Origin of the sequence: Micromonospora sp. NPDC005413, from assembly GCF_040606435.1 — a bacterium.
Taxonomy (GTDB): Bacteria; Actinomycetota; Actinomycetes; order Mycobacteriales; family Micromonosporaceae; genus Micromonospora.
On record NZ_JBEXEV010000001.1, the window covers coordinates 159,065 to 178,490 of the forward strand.

The following is a 19,426-nucleotide window of genomic DNA, read 5'->3' on the forward strand; positions in this document are numbered from 1 at the left end:
GGTGGTACTGCTGGACCGGTCGCGGCGCGGTTGACGGCGGCATCGCCGGGTCCCTGCCGGCGTCCGCAGACCAGGTCGGCGGAGTCGGCTCGGCCGACGTCGCGACGTGGCTCGACTGCGTGGCGGGCGGGCCTTGCCAGGCGGGGACGGGCTGGGACGGGCTGGCCTCCCCCCTGGTCGGGTCACTGCTCGGCTGGACGGACGGGAACACCTCCGTCTGGTCGGCCAGCGCGACACGGGCCTGCCGCGCCGGTACCGCCTTGGCAGCGCTCAGCCCGAACTCACCGTCCGCGCCGGTGTCGCTCGCGTCCATCGGGGACCGGTCAGCGGAGTCCGCACCGGGAGACGCCAGTGGCTGCGGTGGCGCGCTGCTGCTCCACGGCGGCGCGGTCAATCCCCACGGCGGTACGGGTGGTGCGCTCACCGGAAGCCCGGAGACGGGTTGTCCGTCAGGCGGCCCGGAGACGGGTTGCTGGAAACCGGGCGGAGCGGACACCGGGTAGGTGTGCCCGGGTGGTGCGGACACGGGTTGCCCATGGCCAGGCGGTCCGGACACCGGGTACGGGTGGGCTGGTGGTCCGCTCATCGGGTACGCCGGCCCTGGATGGTTACTGGTCGGGGCTGGCCTGCCCGGCGATGTCGCCTCGACGCCGGACACGTTGCCCGATCCACTCGCCCCGGTTTGGCTGGCTGCGGCTCGGGCAGCCTCCTCGGCGAGGAGCGGCTCGATCTGCCGTACCTGGATCGTGGGGTTGTCCCAGCGGGGTGCCGGCACCGACGGTGCTGCCGAGGTGGCCGCCGACGCCGGGGCGGATGGGGTCGACGGCTGGTGTGGAACGTCGACCGACGGATGGGGCGCATGGGCGCCCTCCCGCTGATGCGGCGCTACGGCTGGTCCGACCGGAGGTCGGTGTGGTGGCCGCTGACCGGCCGGCGGCGTCGGCTGGCCTTCGGCCCTTGGCCGGGGCAGCGGGCCGACCGCCGGCCGGGAAGACTCGGGCGGTCGTTCGTCGGCCCGTTGACGCGGTGGCACTGCGGGTCCGGGCGGTGGTTGTTCGTTGGCGTGTTGATGCGGTGGCACCGCGGGCGCGGGCGGTTGTTCGTTGGCGCGTTGACGCGGAGGCACCGCGGGTGCGGGTGGCGGCGGGCCGGGCTGCGCCGGCGCGATCGAGGGAGGTGCCGGCTGGACGGGTGTCACCCGAGGGACTGGAGCCGGCGCTGCGGCGGCGTTGCTGGGCGGGGTGGGTGCGGCGGGTGCGCGTACCCCTGGAGGGGTTTGCCAGAGTGTGGCCGGCGGTTGCGGCGGAGCCCAGGGTGAGGCGGCGGCCGACGGGCCACCAGCGGAGGGCCGCATCGCGGCCAGGGTCGCCAGGGACAGCGTCGGGCCGGACAGTGCCGACCGGGCGCCGGACGCGGTCGCCGCCGCGACCGGGGACGGACTGGGCGCCGACGGTGAGCCGTGCTGCTCGCTCGGCGTTGACGCAGGCAGGCCGAGGTAGTTGCGGGCGGCGCGTACCGCGGGATGGTGCTCCCCGAGCGCGGCGGGCCCGGCGGTCGCGACGCGGGTGTAGTTGCGGCGGGCCTCGTGCCGGTTGCCCAGCTCCTCCGCTACCTCAGCGAGCTCGAAGGCGAGCGCGAGCATCACCGGGTCGGAGTGCTCCCAGCGCCGCTCGCCCGCCGCGAACGCCTCCTCCAGCACCCGGCGGGCGGCGAGCGGGTCGTCCGCCTCCCGGTGCAGCCGTGCCAGCAGGTGCCCGGTGTGCAGCACCTCGGGGTGGTCGTCGCCGTACGGAGGGGGAGCGGATCCGACGGCCTCCGCGAGCAGCTGCCGGGCGGCGCTGAGGTCGCCCGCGGCGCGCAGGGCGAGGGCCCGGTGCTGGGCGGCTGCCAGGGGGGAGGGTTGGGACACGTGGCAATGCTGCCGTCAGAGGGCCGCCGGACGCTACCCGGAGACGCTCCGGCGGGGTGTCGGTCAGCGTGTGCGAGGCGGTGTGAGCAGCGGCGGAAGCACCGTGAGAGAGGCACCGGAAGGCGATGTGCATGATCCACGAGCGGCGTGTACAGTAACTCCCCGTGCGGCCCGCCGTGCCGACCATCGGATGGAAAGATCATCTGGGTCGGCGAGGTAGGCTGAACGTGTAGGTCCGGGTGGCGGAATGGCAGACGCGCTAGCTTGAGGTGCTAGTGCCCGTATAGGGCGTGGGGGTTCAAGTCCCCCCTCGGACACCAAATTGCAGCATCCATGCTGTGTTTCGCGTACTGGTGGTCAAGCGCGCTTGACCACGCAAATCTCATCTCAGCGACGCCCTCGACCGAGCCTGTCTCGATCGGGGGCGGTTGTCGTGGCTGAGCGTTCTGGAGCCCGTCATTCCGCCCGTGCTGCTGTCGGACCGACAGGCCCGGGCATCGTCACCCACGTGGTGGGGCTCCTCGCCGCCCGCCGTTGCCGCTGCCGGTTCTGCCGACGCCGCGCACAGGACGATGGTGTACGGCCTGGCAGCTATCGACATCAGTGGCCGGATCGCGGACCGCACGATCATCCGTGCTCTCGGATGGGCGCCGGGCACCCGCCTGCACATCCGCGAGGGCTCCGGAGTCATCGTTGTGAGGCTGGATCGGCAGGGCGTCTTCACCGTTACCGGCCAAGGTCATCTCCATTTGCCGTCGGCGGTGCGGCATTGGTGCGGGCTCACCGCCGGTGGCCGGGTGCTGCTGGCCGCCAATCCTCCTGAGGGTCTACTCGTGGTGCATCCTCCGGCCGCGCTGGATGCGATGGTCGTGGCGGTTCACGCAGGTGTGCTGGGCGGTGGTCAGGAATGAGTGACACCACCGTGGGCCGTGCAGAGTTGGACGCCGCGCGGTTGCTGCTGGCCCGGATGGGGATCTCGCCGGCTGATCTTGTCGAGGCGGTGTCGGACCGTCCGCCCGCGCCAACGTTCGCCGAATACGTGCCGGTGGTAGCGGCGGCGGTCAGCGACGGAACCAGGCGGGCCTACGGCTCGTACTGGAAACGGGTCCTGGAGCAATGGGGACAGCGCCGGCTCGACGAGCCGACGCCATCGGAAATTGAGCAGCTCGCGGAGTACGCCAAGACGCACGTGGTGGCGCGGCGTAACGCGCGGGGTGGGCGAAGTGCGGCGGAGCATCTGATCGCTGCGCTGCGGTGCCTGTACAAGCGGGCCGTCGCCGACGGGATCATCGCTGCGGGGGACAACCCTGCTCTCAAGGTGACCTAGCCCCGCGCCCGGGCGCTGGAGCGCGTCGATGCCGATGCCCGCGACCCGGTGGACTGCCGCGCCGGGCTGGCGGCGATGGCCGGCGCGGTCGAGGAGGCGGCCCGGTCCGCCCCGCCGGTGCTCGGCGTGCTGCGCCGGGCCACCCGCGACGTGACGATCGCCGGGCCGGGCGGTGCCGGCGGGCGCCGAGCTGGTGGTGATGACCGCCGCGGCGAACCGCGACCCGATGTGCTTCGCCGACCCGCACACCTTCGACCCGCGCGGGCGCCCCAACCCGCACCTGTCCTTCGGGCTGGGCCCGCACTACTGCCCGGGTGCCGCATTCACCCGGCTCGCCGCCCGCGATCGTGCAGGCCCCGGTCGCCCTCCCGGTCCGGGTCAAGGGAGCCCCGAAGGCTCGGCCATTGCCGACTCCGACGCCTCCGTGCGACCATACATCGATGTATGTGGAACTCTGGCGTCGCAACAGATCCCGCCTACTGCTGACCATGGCAGCGGCTGCCATGTCCATCGCATCCCTGGGTTTCGCCACACCGGCGTCCGCCGCTGTTTCCGACGGTCACTACTGTGGGTGGATCACGCCGGACAGCCCACCGGGCAAGACTGACTCCAAGACCGTCAACTACACCGCAAGTGTCCAGTGCGACGGTCCAGTGCGTCGCGTCGACCTCACCGTGGAATTGCTCTACCACGGGCTGGTCGGCGGCCCCGGCCAAACAGTGAACGGCCGTACAGAGGTTTGGCAGAACACCAACCTAACCCTGTTCGGTCTTGGCGTCACCAACCCGGGCACGCTCTGCGAGTCGGGCTACTACTCGGGTCGAGCGACCGCCACCGTCCAATTCCTTTCGGGGACTCCGGAGTTCATCACCAGAACGGCAGGGTCTCAGCCGGTATCGCTGACGTGCCCGCCACCGGATATTCCCATACCCCCGCCGAGCGGGGCGGTGACGGTCACCAACCCAGGCACCCAGAGCATGCTCAAGCTGGACACCGTGGCGCTGCAGATGCAGGCCACCGGCGGGAGCGGGTCGTACACCTGGTCGGCGACCGGTTTGCCTCCTGGGCTGGCCATCAACCCCTCGACCGGCCTGATCAGCGGCACACTCAGCACCATAGGCAGCTACACCGTCACGGTCACGGCCGTTGGAGACGGACAGGGCAGTACCATCTTCAGCTGGGGGGTCAGAAAAGACTCCCCCTGCACGCGCTGCTGACGAGCTACCCCTACGGAAAATCTCTGGCAGAAAAGAGACGGCGCGTATCGTCTGCGGTTCCGGGCCAGTCCTTCTCTCCAACCCCCTCGCTGCGGGTTGGAGAGGAGCAATCCCGGCGGGCTCCAGGGGTGGGCTCCGGCTGTGGACGGAGCAGGCCGCGGGCCTGATGGATGCTCTCGGTGTCGAGTACTACGCCGTGGTGGGTCACTCCATGGGCGGTGCCGTGGCGTTGGCGGCCGCGCGCCCCCGACAGGTCACCCGTGTCGAGCGGGGGCGGCCGCATTCGCGTCGTTGTTCCCTCCACCTAGGGCACGATGGGTCGACGAGCTCACCCTCTCGGCGCAAACGCTGGCAGCGGTCCGCGCGCCCGTGCTGCTCGTTCACGGCGCCGAGGACCGAGTCACCCCGCTCGGGACGGCAGCCCAGCCCCTGCTCGAACACCTGGCCGATGTCCGTCTGCACGTGCTCGGCCGATGCGGGCACGTGCCGGCGATCGAGCACCCGCACGAGTTCAGGCAACTGCTGTCGTGCTTCCTCCGCCGGGACCGAGGTCACTAATTGCTGCGGCAGGTCCGCAGCCTGTCGCGGGACTGTCCTGGACCGCCACGTGAGCGAGTGGTCCGGGGCGCAGTGGCGCCCCGGACCTCTCGGGCCGGCTCCGCCGGTGTGGGACGGACTAGCGGTCTCTCAGGTCACCCGCAGCGTTGACCGTTGAGGTTGAAGGCCGTTGGCGCCGGATTGGTGCCGCTCCACGTGCCGTTGAAGCCAGTGCTGGTGGACGCGCCGGGGCTGAGTTTGCCGTTCCAGCTCATGCTGTCCGCGGTGACGCTCGTTCCGTTCTGTTTCCAGCTGGCCGACCAGCCCTGGCCGACCTTCTGGCCGGCGGTGGGGAAGTCGAAGGCGAGCTTCCAGCCGTCGATCGCGGTGGTGCCGGTGTTCTTGATCGTCACGGTCGCGGTGAAGCCGCCCGGCCAACTGTTCGCCGTGTAAGCGACCGTGCAGCCGACGGTCGGGGCGGTGGGCGCGGTCCGCACGGTCAGGCCGGGCGAGGCCGCCGAGACGTTGCCCGCCGCGTCGCGGGCGTTTACCACGAAGGTGTACGGGGTGTCCGGCGTCAACCCGGTCACGGTGTACGTGGTGCCGGTGGCGCTGCCCACCTTCACGGTGCCGGTCGTGTCGACCCGGTGCACGTCGTATCCGGTGACTGCGGTGTCGTCGGTGGACGGCGTCCAGGTCAGCGCGACGCTGTCGCCGGTGATCGTTCCGGCGGTCGGCTTGCCCGGGGCGGTCGGCGCCTGGGTGTCGCCGGGCGTGGTGCCGCGCGGCAGCACCAGGTGGGTGATCGAGTTGGCCGGGAAGGTGGCCGTGAGGCCGCCGGCGGTCAGCGGCTGGTCGGCCTCCCGGACGACGCCGGCGAGGTCCGTCCCGCTGTAACGGTAGACCTGGGCGGTGCTGGCGGCGGCGCCGGTGAGGGCGACCGGGCTGGTCAAGTCGTCGCCGGTTTTGTTGACTACGACCAGGGTGAGTGCCTTGTCGGCGCTCCGCTCGGCGGCGTAGACGGCAAGCCTGCCCTGGTCGGCGCTGGTCGCCTTGACGGAGGTCTCGCCGAACGCGCCGCCCTTGCCGTCGTAGTTGCGGTAGATGCGGAAGGCGTTGGCCACCGGCTGGTCGGCCTCGGGCGCGGTCCAGAGGGTGGCCAGGTCGAGCCCTTCGCGGCCGAAGATGCCGAGTACGTCAGCCTGGGCGAGCGCGCCGTTGAGCGACCCGTGGCCGCCCCAGTTGTACTCGGTCATCGCGAGCTTCGTGCCCGGGTAGTGCTGGTCGACCAGCTCGCGCAGGCGCGGGATGAACCGGACCGGGCTGTTGATCCAGCTCTCGTCCACGTAGGTCGGGTCCCAGAGCTGGCGGGTCGAGCGCAGTCGCAACGCCTGGGTGTTGGCGTCGCCGGCCGCGTCGCCGAACACGCCGGACTGCTGCGGGTAGAGGTGGACGTCGAAGTAGTCGAGGATGCGGGTGCCGTGCTGCTGCTCGTACTCGCGCATCCGGTCCAGGTACCACGGGCCGAGGTCCTGGCCGCCGTGCGCGGCCTTGTCCGGCGGGTTCGACCAGCAGCCGGTGCGCGAGCAGGTGTCCTGGTCGAGGCCCGAATAGAAGATCGAGTTCAGGCCCCAGCCGACGGGACCGAGCGTCTTCGCGCCGGGGTCGGCAGCCTTGATCGCGGCGGCGTACTCGTAGGTGCGGTCGCGTAGCTCGTCGTAGCCCAGCCCGGTCGGGCGGACGTCGCGGTGGGTGGAGTGCCACAGGTCCGGCTCGTTGTCCAGGTTGTAGAACTGGACCCCGCCGTCGGCGGCGGCGCCAAACTGCCCCTTGAGGTGGTTGACGAAGTCGGCGGCGTACCCCGGACCGACGGCGACGCTGGTGTCCTCCGGATCGTTGCCGGTGACGGGTGACCCGTCCGGCTTCTTGCCGTTGCCGCAGTCCGGTGCCCAGGGGTCGGTGGACTCCTGCGGGCCGTACTTGGCGACGCTGAAGCCACACGCCCGCGACCGGTCCTTGGCGATCCAGCCGAGCATCGGCACTGTCATGACCGTGGCGGCGCCGGTGGCCCTGTTCTGCTGCACGAACCGGTCGGTCTCCGAGCCCACGGGGAGGTCGGCCGGACTCGGGTTGTCGTTGGGGATGTTCTCGAAGTACCAGTCCGACGCGCGGTTGGTGGTGTCGGCACGGAAGTTGTAGCGAGTGGTGGCGTTGCCGCCGTAGCGGTGCACCGGCAGCCGTAGGTCGCGGGCGAGGGCCTCGTCGGCGAAGTTCATGCCGTAGACGTACGGGCTGATCTGGTGCCGGGCGGCGGTGGTGTCGACGGCCAGCGCCGGGCCGGCTGCGGCCAGGGCGGGCTCCGGCAGGGCCAGACCGCCGAGGGCCGTGGCGAGCACGACCGGGAGTAGAGCTGTGGTGGGACGCACGAGCATTCCTCTCGAATAGGAGCTCGTCGATGGGAGCGCTTCCTCACAATTGCGCTTTCCTGGCTACTAGTCAACGCCGGAAGACTCCTCGCCGTCCTGGCCCTTATCCGTGAACTCCCGAGCTGATCATTCGTGCCGACCTGGCTGCGGCGTGAGCGGATCGCAGCGGCCTGTGGCAGGCCGAGCGGGGACGCCCGACGCGGGGGAATGGCTGGTCGTCGAGGACGAGGCCGCCCGCGAGTGGGCCGCCACGAAGACGCTTGTCGCGTACGGACGCAAGCCAGCCCTCATAGCGATCATCGACATCTCTCGCTACGATCCGATATCGACAGATTACTGAGCGTTGATGTGTGCTGTTCGCAAGCCCTGAACGCTGGCAATCCGGCGCCGCTGCGAATGTGGTGCCGGCCTGAGGATCACGCCGTCTCGACGATGGGAATTCGGATGACGGTGGGTGGCTTCGGACTCGCCGGCATGCCATTTAACCTGATCGATGCGTTGATCCGGCACGGCGCGGGCGACCTCACCATCGTGTCCAACAACGCCGGCAACGGCGACGTGGGCCTGGCCGCCCTGCTGAAGGCCGGCCAGGTGCGGAAGGTCCTGTGCTCGTTCCCCCGGCAGGTCGACTCCTACGTCTTCGACGACCTCTACCGCCGTGGAGAGATCGAGCTCGACGTCGTCCCGCAGGGCAACCTCGCCGAGCGGATGCGGGCGGCTGGCGCGGGCATCGGGGCGTTCTACTGCCCGACGGGCGTCGGTACGCCGCTTGCCGAGGGCAAGGAGACCCGCACGATCGACGGACGTGACTACGTCCTCGAGTACCCGATCAAGGGTGATGTCGCCCTGATCTCCGCTCACATCGCCGACACGATGGGCAACCTCGTGTACCGCAAGACCGCCCGAAACTTCGGCCCGGTGATGGCCACGGCCGCCACGACGACCGTCGTCCAGGTCTCGTCGATCGTGGACGCGGGGCAGATCGACCCGGAGGTCGTTGTCACCCCGAGCATCTACGTCGACCGTGTGGTCCAGGTCGAGCCGCGTCACTACACCGTGCAGGGAGCCCGCTGATGCCACTCGATCCCGACCAGCTCGCGGCCCGGGTTGCGCAGGACATCGAGCCAGGAAGCTTCGTCAACCTCGGCATCGGTCAGCCCACCAGGGTCGCCGACCACCTTCCGGCCGAGATCGGCGTCGTCCTCCACACCGAGAACGGCATGCTGGGCATGGGCCCCGCAGCTGTCGGCGACGAGGTCGACCCTGACCTCACCAACGCCGGCAAGGTGCCCGTCACCGAGCTACCTGGAGCGGCGTATTTCCACCACGCGGACTCCTTCGCCGTGCTGCGTGGTGGCCACCTCGACGTGTGCGTCCTCGGTGCCTTCCAGGTCTCGGCGAACGGTGACCTCGCCAACTGGGACACAGGCGCGCCCGGCTCGATCCCCGCCGTCGGCGGCGCGATGGATCTGGCGATCGGTGCCAAGCGTGTCTATGTGATGATGACGCTCTTCGCGAAGGACGGCAGCCCGAAGCTCGTGCCGACCTGCACCTACCCCCTGACGGGCGTCGGCTGTGTCAGTCGTGTTTACACCGACCACGCCGTGTTCGAGACCACCCCGGATGGCGTCCGCGTGATCGAGTCGTTCGACACCTCCGTCGAGGAGCTTCGTGCCAGGCTGGACGTCCCGCTCGTGGTTCGGTGCCACTGACCGTCCGGCTCGGCCATCCCGCCCACCCCACTCTCGGCAGCCAACATCAGCGCCGTCGAGGGTGAGCCCCTGCCGCCCAACCTGGGTAAACATTGCTCGGCGTTTCATTGGCCCGTGAACGTTCCTGGACAGCGCACAAGGTCGTCCGGCGTCGGCGTCATGCCCGGTGCGGAGACGGGAGGTATCGCGAGCAGCGGCCGGGGCAAACCCCTGCCATGGCCGCTGATCGGGACGACCGGCTCCGCCCCGACACCGTACCGAGCAGGCCAAGGACATCACGGCGCGGGCGGAGCGGGGGAACCCCTACAGGAGCCGCACCGTCCACGGCCGGAGCTTGTCGGGATGGCGTATCGCCCAGATGCGCTTGATCCGGTCGCCCGCGACCTCGAACGCGTACACCGATACGGTGACGCCGTCCTGCTGGGCGATCAGGCCGGGTTGGCCGTTGACCGTACGCTCCAGGATCGTCAGGTTGCGAAGTCTGCTCTCGAGATGGACCAGGGAGCGCGCGATCTGCTCGGTGCCTTCGATCGGGCGGAGCACGGCGCCGACGACGCCGCCGCCGTCGGCGATCGCTGTCGCGTCGGGGTCGAGAAGGCCGATGAGGGCGTCGATGTCCTTGGCTTCCCAGGCCTGCTTGAAACGCCTGACGATGTCGGTTCGGCGGGCTGTCGAAGTCGCGGGGGTGTCCGCCGCGCGGACGCGGCGGCGGGCCGAGGAGGCCAACTGCCGGCATGCCGCCGGGGTACGGCCGACGATGTCGCCCACTTCGGCGAAGGAGTAGCGGAAGACATCGTGCAGGATGAACGCGACGCGCTCGGCCGGGGTCATCGATTCGAGCACGACGAGGAAGGCCATGTTGATCGATTCGTCGAGGGTGACTCGGTCGGCCGGGTCGATGGTGGTGACGTCCGTCCCCCCGGTGATCCACTCCGTAGGTTCGGGTAGCGGCTCGGGGATCCATTCGCCCACGTAGGTCTCCCGCCTGGCCCGTGCCGAGGAGAGCACGTTGAGGCAGATGCGGCTGGCGACCTTGGTCAACCAGGCGCCGGGGGACTGGATGACTTCCTGCTGTTGTCGGGGCATGGCGTACCAGCGGGCGTAGGTCTCCTGGACGGCATCTTCGGCGTCGGCCAAGGAGCCGAGGAGCCGGTATGCAAGATTGATCAGCTGACGCCGCTCGTTCATGATCGCGCTCAGGCTCGGATCGGGTCGGCCGTGTCCTGGTTCGGAACGTGTGGTCATGGTGTCGCCGACTCCCCTTGATCGCATCTGCCTCATTCAGTTCGACAAGACAGCACACCGAACTGTGAGGTTTCCGCGTCGCCTCACATACCAAGGGGCTCTGTTGTCGTACTACTGAGACGAACACCCATCCAGCGCGCAGGGGGCTCAGCGACATCATGACCGGCCCATCCGTCCTGGCGGTCGCACCTGACCGGAACCCTGACCATTCCCGACGACACCGTTGGCGTGGACAGCACCCGGGGCCGGCCCGATGCGGTCGTACCTGTGGTCTCCGAGGCGGACGTCGTCGAGACCGTGCGATCCACCCGCGCCGAAGGCATGCCGAGCCAACCCGCTCACCACCTGGCAACGAGAAATCTCCAGAACGTATGAGATCGATTTGACGAGAAGGCTGAGATGCAAACTCACATGGCCAAAGCTCTCCAACATTCCACCGACGAGAAGTCGGTCCCCGTCACACGTAGCGGCTGGACCTGGAGCCGGATCAGCTCCATCGCCTTTTGGGTCACTACGTCCGTCATCGTCTTCGAGTTGATTGCCGGATCGGTATGGAACCTTCTGACGATCGAATGGATCGAGGTCCAGTTACACCACCTGGGATACCCGCACTTCTTCGCCTACGTCCTCGGCACGTGGCAGGCCGGTGCGGCCGTCGCGATCATCGCGCCCGGGCTCCCGCTGCTCAAGGAATGGGCGTACGCGGGTGCCTTTTTCCTGTGGTCGGGTGCCGTGGTGTCGCACCTGTCAGTCGGTGACGGTCTTCAGTCGTGGGGGGTGCCGCTGATGTTCGGTGCGTGCGCCATCGCGTCGTGGGTGCTGAGGCCAGCCGACCGTCGGCTCCCGCAGACGCGGCTCCGTCGGGACCGCCTTGCCGACGCTGGGGAGGGTGGCGCCCGGTCACCGGAAATGCGTTCTCACGCGTGGGAAATTCGTCCTCGCGCCTGGATTGTTCCAACCGTGCTCCTCGTTGTGCTGTATGCCGTTTCGTTGCTCACCCTGCCCGTGATGGAGGACGTCATGCGCGAGCAGGCAGTTGAGCTCGGCTGGATCAACGAGTAGCCAGGTTGCGACGTCTCGCCGACACATGGTTCCGCGATGACCCGCACCCGCCCGCCTGGGCTCGCGCTGGCGCCACTCTGGCCCACTCACCGCAGCGCTGGCCCAGCGAAGCGGTGTCGCCGGCGACGGCCTACCGAGCGGCACCGCGCCGGACAAACCGTGGGGCGGGCCTCGTCCTCAGCGGCGCGCGCCTTCCCGCGCCTGCAGCAGCGGCAGGCCCGCCGCGTACCGCCGAAAGAAGCCGGCGGTCGGAGTGTCCGCTGTTGCGACGGCGTCCGGGGGGCCTTGCGCGATCACCGCACCCCCGTCCGGACCGGCTCCCGGTCCCAGGTCGATCACCCAGTCCGCCGACGCGGCGACGGGGATGTGATGTTCGGCCACGACGACGGTGTTGCCGGAGTCGAGCAACACATCGAGCGCATCCACCACACGCTGGATGTCAGACGGGTGCAGGCCCGAGACGGGCTCGTCGAGAACGACGAGGCCGGCCTTGCGGCTCGCAGCGCCGCGCTGGATCGCGGAGGCCAGCTTCAGCCGCTGCGCCTCGCCGCCGGACAATTCTGTGGCGCTCTGCCCGAGTTGGAGATAGCCAAGCCCCACCTGGTTCAGGGCTCCGAGCGTTTCCGCGAGCTGTCGGGGCTCGGAGAAATGCTCCGCAGCCTCGGCGACGGTCAGCTCCAGCACCTGATCGATGGCCAACCCCTGATACCTGATCTCCAAAGCCTCCGGCTGGTAGCGCCGACCCTCACAGGCGTCGCAGACAACCCACACATCTGGCAGGAAATGCATGTCGACCAGCTTGCGGCCATAACCGGTGCAGGTCTCGCAGCGGCCGCCATCCGCGGTGTTGAAGCTGAACCAGGAGGCGTTGGCCCCGCGCCCGTGCGCCACGTCGGTCTCGGCGAACAGCTTGCGGATGATGTCGAACGCCTTGCTGTAGGTGGCCGGGTTGGACCGAGGCGTCCGCCCCAGCGGTTCCTGATCGACGACGGCGACCCAGCTGAACCCATCGAGGCCGGTCACCTCCCGCACCGTGTCGGTCGCCGTCCCGGTCAGGGCGGCCTCCACGCTCGCCGCGAGCGCGCCGAGCAGGCTGCTCTTACCGCTGCCACTCACCCCGGTCAGGCAGGTGAGCCGACCGGCGGGGAAGCGCACCAGATCCGCGGTCACGTTGTGTGCGCGCAGGCCGTGCAGTTCCACCCAGCCGGTGTCGTCCCTGGCCGGGCGGCGGGTCCGGTGCAGCTGCGGCCCCTCACCGGCCAGATAGCGCCCGGTAATCGACGTCGGGTGGGCGATCACGTCGGCGGGAGGCCCCGACACCAGGATCTCCCCGCCAAAGCGGCCCGCGCCGGGTCCCATATCGATGACCCAGTCGGCCAGGGCGATCAGCTCAGGGTCGTGCTCGACGAGGAGCACCGTGTTGCCAGCCTCGCGCAGCTCCAGAGCGACGTCGAGCAACTGTGCCTTGTCCGCCGGATGCAGCCCCGTCCCGGGCTCGTCCAGGACAAAGATGATGCCGCTCAGTTCGGTGCTGAGCTGCGCGGCGAGCCGGGTCCGCTGCAACTCACCCCCGGACAGCGTCGCCGCGCTCCGGGACAGCTGGAGATGGGCCAGGCCGAGCCGGTCAAGGATTCCGAGCCTGCGACCCAGGTCCTGCAGCAGCGGCTCGCCCACCTCCCGCTGCCGGGCGCCCAGGTCGTCCGCCACGCGCTTCGCCCAGCGGCGCACCTCCCGTACTTCCACCTCGAGCAGGTCGGGGTACGTGAGCCCGCCGAGCCGCACCGACCGCGCCACCTGGTCGTACCCGCTGCCGTCGCAGGTGCCGCAGGGCTGCTTGCGCATGTACGGCAGGTAGCGCTGCTTGGCGCTGGATGTCTGGGCGTTCAAGAACACCCGCTCCACCTCGGCGAGCGCGCCCCGCAGCGGCTGGCTCGAGGTGTAGGTCACCAGGGCCGTCTCATTCTTGTTCGTCATGTCGACGGTCGCCTCGATGTTCTCGTCACCCGTGCCGTAGAGCACGCAGTGACGGAACTCCTCGGGCAGCGACTGCCACGACCGGCCGAGGTCCACGCCCCGCTTCTCGGCAAGCGCCGGTACGAACGCGTGCTCCCCTGATCGCCATTTCGCGTACCAGGGCGAGGCCCCCCCGAAGAGCGGACGCTCCGGGTCGGTGATGACCAGGTCCTCCTGCGCCTGCCAGCGCCCACCCACACCGTGGCAGTCCGCACAACTCCCTTCCGGGCTATTGCGGTCGAAGTTGGCGGTCGTCAGATGCCCGTCCCCACTCTCCACCGCCGGGTCTGCGCCGATCCCTGGAAGGCGCGAGTACAGCAGCCCCAGGTACCCGTCGATGCCGGTGATCGTCGCGACCGTGGAGCGGGGGTTGCGGTTCAGACGGCGCTGGTCGACCGCGAGCGTCGCGCCGAGGCCCAGGATCCGGTCCACCTTCGGTCGATTACGCTGGGTGATGTACTGCCGTACGAACGGCGAAAGCCCTTCCAGATAACGCAGCTGGGCTTCGTTGTGCAGGGTGTCGATGGCCAGCGAGGTCTTGCCGCTGCCGCTCACGCCGGTGAAGGCGACGAGCCGCCCCTTGGGAATACTCACGGACACGTCCCGCAGATTGTTGGTACGAGCCCCCACCACCTCGATGGTCTCGCCCCTCATACTCGCGCCGTCCCTTACCAATGCAGTCAACCTTCGTCCACCCTCTCGCAACGCAGCAGGACACGGGCGGGGAGGCCCCCACCCACGTCAATCAAACCGATCACGCCGCTACGCGGCAGATCGTCATCACATGGGGCTGAGCGGCCGCTTCACCAGATCTCTCGGCACGTGGCCGGTCCCCATGCGGCCCGTGCTGGGGATCAGGACTGGGGCACCGGAGTGAGCTTTGCGATGCCCGGGGCGTAGACAGTCATCCAGTGCGGATGCAGCCGGTCATAGACCACGTCGTTGTCCCAGTCGAAGAAGTCGTCGCCGTAGAAGTCCTTGAAGTACGCGAGCAGGTCCGGCCAGCCCGGGGCCGGCTCGTCGTTTTGTGGGTTGAGGACCTCCACCTTCCCGTGCGTGAACACGCCCAGGTCCGCACCGCGCATGTGCGCGGCGCTGTCGGCGGGCCGCGCCGCGAGGTGGCGTGCCTTGGCGGCGCCGCGCGCGCCGAAATGCCACTTGCCGTGCAGGAAGTGCCCGTCTACACCGCTGATCCGCGGCTCGCCCTTCGCCGCCATGGTGGCCAGGGCGAGGGTGCAAGATCTTCTGACGTTTCGCGCATGCAGTCCGCATCTTTTCGTATCTATCGGTGGGGCCCGGTTCCCACGCCCACCATCGACGCCGACCGGTGAGACCATGCTCGGCCCAAAATCTGACACCTTGTGTCATGTTTCTTCGTCCGTCTTTCGGACGCCCCCCTGGCCGGATGCCACCCAGCGACTGGCGCTGTTGGGCCAAGGCGTCTCGCTAACGGCACCTCTCTGTGTCAAGGCGTTGGCAACAGAGAGGTCTCCGTCAGATCCACAGTCCCAGCGAGCGCGAGGGATCGCCGCACATCGTGAGGCGATCCCTCGCGGTCGGCCGCCTGGCCTTCGTGCGGGCGCTAACCGCTGAATGCCGTTACTGGATGGGAACGTGGAGGTCGCGGAATGGGCCGACCGTGACTTTGAGGGTGTCGGCGGTGTCGGGCAGGGCGAAGAGGTTCCAGAACTCGCGGGTCTGGCCGGCTGCGAACTTCTCGGTGCTGATGCGAACACCGGAGACGTCTGTGCATGCGCAGTAGAAGTCGACGCCGTTGTCGGTGGGGACCTCGAGGCGGCCGGGTAGGTATTGGCGGTGGGCGGCAACGTCGGTCATGCGGACGTTGGTTGCGGCCTGGTACTTGTACGCCTCCCAGTCCTGAGCATGGTGAAGGTCGCGGAACCAGGTCTCGGCCGATCCGTCATTGGTGATCTTGTAGGTGAGCAGACCAAGACCGCCGGGCAGCCGGCGCAGGCCGGTGACCTGCATGGCGATGGGCTGGCCGTCGGCCTTTGTGGTGCCGGTCAGGCCGGTCGCGCCGGGAGAGGTCGGGGCCGCCGGTTCCTGGGTAGCGGGCTGAGGTTTGGGGAAGGTCACCGTGACGCGGCGGTTGCGACGTTTGCCCTCGTCGCTGTCGTTGCTGTAGAGCGGGCGGCGGGAGCCGTACCCCTGGGCCTGGAAGCGGATCCCGTTCCTGGTCAACAGCGCCGACAGGGCGTGCTCTACCGCCTGAGCACGGCGCAGCGACAGTGGGTCGTTGATGGCGTCGTTGCCGGAGGAGTCGGCGTGGCCCGCCACCGTCACGACTGTGGCGGGGGAGGCGTCGATGAGCTTGGCCGTCCGGGCCAGGACCGACTTGGCTTTGGGGGTGAGGGTGGCCTTGCCTACCGCGAACAGCACGTCGGAGGAGAGGTTGACCTGTAGGTCCTTGCCGTCGTCAGCGGTCTCTTCCGACTTGTCCAACGATTCGGAGGGGAGGACGAGGCGGCGGGTGACCGGGGTGACGGTTTCGGCATCGGGGTCGGGAAAGTCGCCAGCCGGAGCCTCGTCGCTGATGGGCACGTTGACCATCGGCGGTCCTACCGGGGTGACCACAATGGCCGTCGCGGGGTTGCCCGCCGGCGCGGGCAGCACCGCGTAGACGGTGATCGACTGGCCAGGGTCGATGAAGCGGCCGAGGCCGTCGCGGTCCCAGTCGCTGCACAGGCAGGGGGAGCCGGCGGGTTTGTACGGCAGGAGCCAGGTCCGGGCCTGCGCGTCGAGCACGCCGATGCCGGAGGCCCACTTGATCGCCCCGAGCGGGCGGGTGCGGTCGCCCATCTCGCCGGCCCAGGACAGGTGCTTCTCGGTGCCGGTGTTGGACAGCCGGATCTGGGCGATGAGGTGCTTGCCCTTGACGCGGTTGAGACCGACGACCTCGACCTTGAGGTTCTCGGTCATGGTGCTGCGGGTTTCGGCCAGGGCCGTGCCGGTGTTGGCGGTGGCGGTGGCGGCCGGAGTGCTGGAGGCGGGCGGGGACGCGGCATCCTTCTTCGGCAGCACCCCGCACCCGGCCACTGCCAACGTGAGTACGGCGCTCAGGGCCAGCATCCGGCTATACCTGGGGGAGATTGTCTGACGCCGGAAATAGCGGAGTTTGGTCATGATCCTCGACTGCGGTCGGCGTGGTTGGTCGCGAGTGGAAACGGACTGGCGCAGCAGCTTGCTCGCCTCCTCTTTCTCGTGTACCTCGTGCCGCATGGCCAGCGGGCAGCCGCGTCCGCGATTCTGGGCCGGAGCCGCCAGCTATACGTGGGTCATTGCGGCCTCAGCGGCTTATGGCGGTCTCCCGCCCCACACGCGTCAGCTTTTCGGGATTGCGTACGTGGTAGGTGCCGGTGATGTAGCCGTTCTCGACCCGCACCGCCACCACGCCGTCGATCTCCCCATTGACTCGGACGAGCAGCCCCGGGCCGCCATTGATCTGTACCACCTCGACGGACCTTTCGACGTCGCGTTTCCACCAGCCGGCGGTCAGCAAGCGAGCGACCTTTCCTGCCCCGACGATGGGCTGCAGCAGGGCATGTTTGATGCCGCCGCCGTCGCTGAGGGCGACGACGTTCGGCGCCAGGATGTCGAGCAGGCTCTGCAGGTCGCCGGTTTCGACCGCGCGCTGGAAGGCCCCGAGCGCGGCTCGGGTCTGGGCAGGGGAGGCGATGCCGCGTGGCCGGCGGGCAGCGACGTGCGCCCTCGCCCGGTAGGCGATCTGGCGTATCGCTGCCGGGGTCTTGTCGACGGCTTCGGCGATCTCGTCGTAGTCCAGGGCGAACACCTCGCGCAGTACGAACACCGCCCGCTCGATCGGCGCGAGCGTCTCCATCACCAGCAGCATCGCCATCGACAGGCTGTCGGCCAGTTCGACGTCCTCGGCCACATCGGGAGTGGTCAGCAGCGGCTCGGGCAGCCACGGCCCGACGTAGGACTCCTTGCGCCGATCGAGCGCACGCAGCCGGTCCAGCGCCTGCCGGGTGACGATCCGCACCAGGTAGGCTCGCTTCTCCCGGACGGTCATCAGATCGACGTCCATCCATCGCAGCCAGGTCTCCTGCAGGACGTCCTCGGCGTCGGCGGCCGAGCCGAGCATCTCGTAGGCGACGGTGAACAGCAGGTTGCGATGGGCAACGAACACCTCGATCGCCGAATCCACAGGGTCCACGCGGTCGGGGCGATCGAGCGGCTCGACTGTGTCCGTCGTTGGCTCGCCGCGCTGGCTCATGCCTGGCTCCCGCCTGTTCAACCTTGGTCCTGCCACACGCACTAGACGCCGCTCCCGACCGCTTTGTGACAGCCGCGAGCGATGACCCACGTCATACGCGCGCGCTGTTACAGGGCGCGGGTCGCCGGCGTCTTGTGATCGTCAGGACGCCGCCGAACGATCCGCGCGGCACGCAACACCACGAGTGAGGACGAAGTCATGGCAACCACGAAGGCGCAGGCCCCGGCAGCCGATTCGCGCCGCTGGGCCGCGTTGTTCTTTATAGGTCTGGCCCAGCTCATGATCGTTCTGGATGGGACGGTCGTGAACATCGCGCTCCCGTCGCTCCAGCGGGATCTGGGAATCTCCGACGGCGACCGACAGTGGATCATCACCGCGTACACGCTGGCATTCGGCAGCCTGCTGCTGCTCGGCGGCCGGATCGCCGACTACACCGGCCGCAAGCGAACCTTCCTGATCGGACTGCTCGGCTTCGCCGCCGCGTCGGCGCTCGGCGGCGCGGCGGACACCTTCGAGTTGCTACTGAGCGCCCGTGCCCTGCAAGGCGGCTTCGCCGCGCTGCTCGGGCCGTCCGCGCTGTCGCTGCTGACCGTGATGTTCACTCAGCCCAAGGAACGCGCCAAGGCGTTCGGGATCTGGGGCGCCATCACCGCCGTGGGCGGCGCGATCGGGCTGCTTGCCGGCGGGGCGCTGACCGACTACCTGGACTGGCGCTGGTGCCTGTACGTCAGCGTCCCGATCGCCCTGATCGCGGTGGTTGGCGGGTACACGCTGCTGGCCGAGTCGCGAAGCAGCGGCAGGGCCCGGTTCGACATCCCCGGCGTGCTGCTGGTGACCGGCGGGCTGGTCGCGATCGTGTACGGCACGAGCCAAGCGGAGTCCAACGGCTGGGGTTCGGCAAAGGTCATCGGTCTGTTGGCTGGGGGCGCGGTGCTGCTCGCCGCGTTCGCCCTCGTCGAGAGCCGGGTGTCGCAGCCAATACTGCCGCCCCGCCTGATCGCCAACCGAACCCGCGGCGGCGCCTATCTGAGCGTGGGACTGGCCATGGTCGGAATATTCGGGGCATTCCTCTTCATGACCTACTACCTGCAGGTCGTCAAGGGATACACGCCGATCAGGACGGGCGTGGCTTTCCTCCCTATGACCGTGGCGGTCCTGATGTCGGCCGGCGGGCTCGCCACCCGGCTGCTGCCCAAGGTCCCGCCGCGGATGCTGATCGTGCCGGGCATGCTGCTGATCGCCTCCGGCATGCTGTGGCTGCGCACCATGGAAATCGACACCGCCTACGTTGAGGGCGTGCTGGTCTCGGGACTCCTGCTCGGCTTCGGGGCGGGCATGATCATGCCGGTGGCCTTCAACTACGCCACCCACGGCGTCGACCAACGCGATGCGGGCGTAGCCTCGGCCAGCGTCAACACCGCGCAGCAGATCAGCAGCTCGATCGGAACCGCGCTCCTCAACACCATCGCCACCAGCGCGACCGCGAACTACTTGGCCTCGCATGCCCTGCAAGGGACGAGCCCGGTCTTCGCCAAGAAGGCGATGCTGGAAGGCTTCGTGACGGCCGGCACCTGGGCCGCGGGGATCCTCCTGGCCGGCGCGCTGATCGTCGCTCTCCTGATGAACACCCCGCGCCCCAAACACCAGGCCGTCACCGAGGACGCCAAAAGCGCGGAACAACGGCATGCGCCGTCACCGACCCCAGCGACAACCGGCTAACCCA

General features: G+C 69.1%; 13 protein-coding genes, 1 tRNA gene and 2 pseudogenes. 9 read left to right on the plus strand and 7 right to left on the minus strand.

Features of this window, described 5'->3' with window-relative positions; translation table 11 throughout:
• Positions 1 to 1,492 precede the first annotated feature (1,492 nt).
• Positions 1,493 to 1,909 (minus strand): annotated as a pseudogene (locus tag ABZS37_RS00670) (tetratricopeptide repeat protein); the annotation flags it as partial.
• A gap of 233 nt (positions 1,910 to 2,142) precedes the next feature.
• Between ABZS37_RS00670 and ABZS37_RS00675 the strand changes: the two are divergent.
• From ABZS37_RS00675 to ABZS37_RS00695, 5 genes and pseudogenes are all read left to right on the plus strand, one after another.
• Positions 2,143 to 2,229: transfer RNA gene (locus ABZS37_RS00675), tRNA-Leu, on the plus strand.
• 147 nt (positions 2,230 to 2,376) lie between these two features.
• On the plus strand, positions 2,377 to 2,820 hold the full coding sequence (locus tag ABZS37_RS00680; protein ID WP_355164682.1) for a hypothetical protein: 444 nt from the start codon (positions 2,377 to 2,379) through the stop codon (positions 2,818 to 2,820).
• A complete protein-coding gene (locus tag ABZS37_RS00685; protein ID WP_355164683.1) occupies positions 2,817 to 3,236 on the plus strand; it encodes an integrase in 420 nt (139 codons plus the stop codon). The genes ABZS37_RS00680 and ABZS37_RS00685 overlap by 4 nt, the downstream gene beginning before the upstream one ends.
• 172 nt (positions 3,237 to 3,408) lie before the next feature.
• Positions 3,409 to 3,558: pseudogene (locus tag ABZS37_RS00690) on the plus strand (cytochrome P450); the annotation flags it as partial.
• Positions 3,559 to 3,676: 118 nt separating this feature from the next.
• The gene (locus ABZS37_RS00695) at positions 3,677 to 4,453 is read left to right on the plus strand and encodes an Ig domain-containing protein (protein WP_355164684.1); all 777 of its coding nucleotides are present in this window, start codon (positions 3,677 to 3,679) and stop codon (positions 4,451 to 4,453) included.
• A gap of 692 nt (positions 4,454 to 5,145) precedes the next feature.
• Here the strand turns inward: ABZS37_RS00695 and ABZS37_RS00700 are convergent.
• The gene (locus ABZS37_RS00700) at positions 5,146 to 7,416 is read right to left on the minus strand and encodes a glycoside hydrolase family 44 protein (protein ID WP_355164685.1); all 2,271 of its coding nucleotides are present in this window, start codon (positions 7,414 to 7,416) and stop codon (positions 5,146 to 5,148) included.
• A 396-nt stretch (positions 7,417 to 7,812) separates the two neighbouring features.
• Between ABZS37_RS00700 and ABZS37_RS00705 the strand changes: the two genes are divergently transcribed.
• Both ABZS37_RS00705 and ABZS37_RS00710 read left to right on the plus strand, forming a co-directional pair.
• Complete coding sequence (locus tag ABZS37_RS00705; protein ID WP_355165075.1) at positions 7,813 to 8,490, plus strand: 3-oxoacid CoA-transferase subunit A; 678 nt, start codon at positions 7,813 to 7,815, stop codon at positions 8,488 to 8,490.
• Positions 8,490 to 9,128 carry a 3-oxoacid CoA-transferase subunit B gene (locus tag ABZS37_RS00710; RefSeq protein WP_355164686.1) on the plus strand — a complete coding sequence of 213 codons (639 nt, stop codon included), beginning with the start codon at positions 8,490 to 8,492 and terminating at the stop codon, positions 9,126 to 9,128. The genes ABZS37_RS00705 and ABZS37_RS00710 overlap by 1 nt, the downstream gene beginning before the upstream one ends.
• 303 nt (positions 9,129 to 9,431) lie before the next feature.
• On the opposite strand, the gene sigJ is transcribed toward ABZS37_RS00710, so the two are convergent.
• Positions 9,432 to 10,373, minus strand: a complete 942-nt coding sequence (sigJ, locus tag ABZS37_RS00715; protein WP_355164687.1) for an RNA polymerase sigma factor SigJ — start codon at positions 10,371 to 10,373, stop codon at positions 9,432 to 9,434.
• Positions 10,374 to 10,784: 411 nt separating this feature from the next.
• Between sigJ and ABZS37_RS00720 the strand changes: the two genes are divergently transcribed.
• The gene (locus tag ABZS37_RS00720; protein WP_355164688.1) at positions 10,785 to 11,435 is read left to right on the plus strand and encodes a DoxX family protein; all 651 of its coding nucleotides are present in this window, start codon (positions 10,785 to 10,787) and stop codon (positions 11,433 to 11,435) included.
• Positions 11,436 to 11,612: 177 nt separating this feature from the next.
• Here the strand turns inward: ABZS37_RS00720 and ABZS37_RS00725 are convergent, their stop codons facing one another.
• From ABZS37_RS00725 to ABZS37_RS00740, 4 genes are all read right to left on the minus strand, one after another.
• Positions 11,613 to 14,102, minus strand: coding sequence for an excinuclease ABC subunit UvrA (locus ABZS37_RS00725; protein WP_355165076.1), 2,490 nt, complete (start codon positions 14,100 to 14,102; stop codon positions 11,613 to 11,615).
• 200 nt (positions 14,103 to 14,302) lie between these two features.
• Positions 14,303 to 14,665 carry a hypothetical protein gene (locus tag ABZS37_RS00730; RefSeq protein WP_355164689.1) on the minus strand — a complete coding sequence of 121 codons (363 nt, stop codon included), beginning with the start codon at positions 14,663 to 14,665 and terminating at the stop codon, positions 14,303 to 14,305.
• Between the two features lie 382 nt (positions 14,666 to 15,047).
• Positions 15,048 to 16,538: an OmpA family protein gene (locus ABZS37_RS00735; protein ID WP_355164690.1), complete on the minus strand. Its 1,491-nt coding sequence runs from the start codon at positions 16,536 to 16,538 to the stop codon at positions 15,048 to 15,050.
• 217 nt (positions 16,539 to 16,755) lie between these two features.
• Complete coding sequence (locus ABZS37_RS00740) at positions 16,756 to 17,703, minus strand: RNA polymerase sigma-70 factor (protein ID WP_355164691.1); 948 nt, start codon at positions 17,701 to 17,703, stop codon at positions 16,756 to 16,758.
• A gap of 198 nt (positions 17,704 to 17,901) precedes the next feature.
• Between ABZS37_RS00740 and ABZS37_RS00745 the strand changes: the two genes are divergently transcribed.
• Positions 17,902 to 19,422, plus strand: a complete 1,521-nt coding sequence (locus ABZS37_RS00745) for an MFS transporter (protein WP_355164692.1) — start codon at positions 17,902 to 17,904, stop codon at positions 19,420 to 19,422.
• Positions 19,423 to 19,426: the final 4 nt, after the last annotated feature.

What these genes read in the sequence shown, in the direction of transcription:
- ABZS37_RS00740 (WP_355164691.1), bottom strand. Translation starts at nt 17,703, where the DNA reads ATGAGCCAGCGCGGCGAGCCAACGACGGACACAGTCGAGCCGCTCGAT.
- sigJ (WP_355164687.1), bottom strand. Translation starts at nt 10,373, where the DNA reads ATGACCACACGTTCCGAACCAGGACACGGCCGACCCGATCCGAGCCTG.
- ABZS37_RS00710 (WP_355164686.1), top strand. Translation starts at nt 8,490, where the DNA reads ATGCCACTCGATCCCGACCAGCTCGCGGCCCGGGTTGCGCAGGACATC.
- ABZS37_RS00730 (WP_355164689.1), bottom strand. Translation starts at nt 14,665, where the DNA reads ATGGCGGCGAAGGGCGAGCCGCGGATCAGCGGTGTAGACGGGCACTTC.
- ABZS37_RS00725 (WP_355165076.1), bottom strand. Translation starts at nt 14,102, where the DNA reads ATGAGGGGCGAGACCATCGAGGTGGTGGGGGCTCGTACCAACAATCTG.
- ABZS37_RS00705 (WP_355165075.1), top strand. Translation starts at nt 7,813, where the DNA reads ATGTGGTGCCGGCCTGAGGATCACGCCGTCTCGACGATGGGAATTCGG.
- ABZS37_RS00685 (WP_355164683.1), top strand. Translation starts at nt 2,817, where the DNA reads ATGAGTGACACCACCGTGGGCCGTGCAGAGTTGGACGCCGCGCGGTTG.
- ABZS37_RS00745 (WP_355164692.1), top strand. Translation starts at nt 17,902, where the DNA reads ATGGCAACCACGAAGGCGCAGGCCCCGGCAGCCGATTCGCGCCGCTGG.
- ABZS37_RS00720 (WP_355164688.1), top strand. Translation starts at nt 10,785, where the DNA reads ATGGCCAAAGCTCTCCAACATTCCACCGACGAGAAGTCGGTCCCCGTC.
- ABZS37_RS00735 (WP_355164690.1), bottom strand. Translation starts at nt 16,538, where the DNA reads ATGCTGGCCCTGAGCGCCGTACTCACGTTGGCAGTGGCCGGGTGCGGG.
- ABZS37_RS00695 (WP_355164684.1), top strand. Translation starts at nt 3,677, where the DNA reads ATGTATGTGGAACTCTGGCGTCGCAACAGATCCCGCCTACTGCTGACC.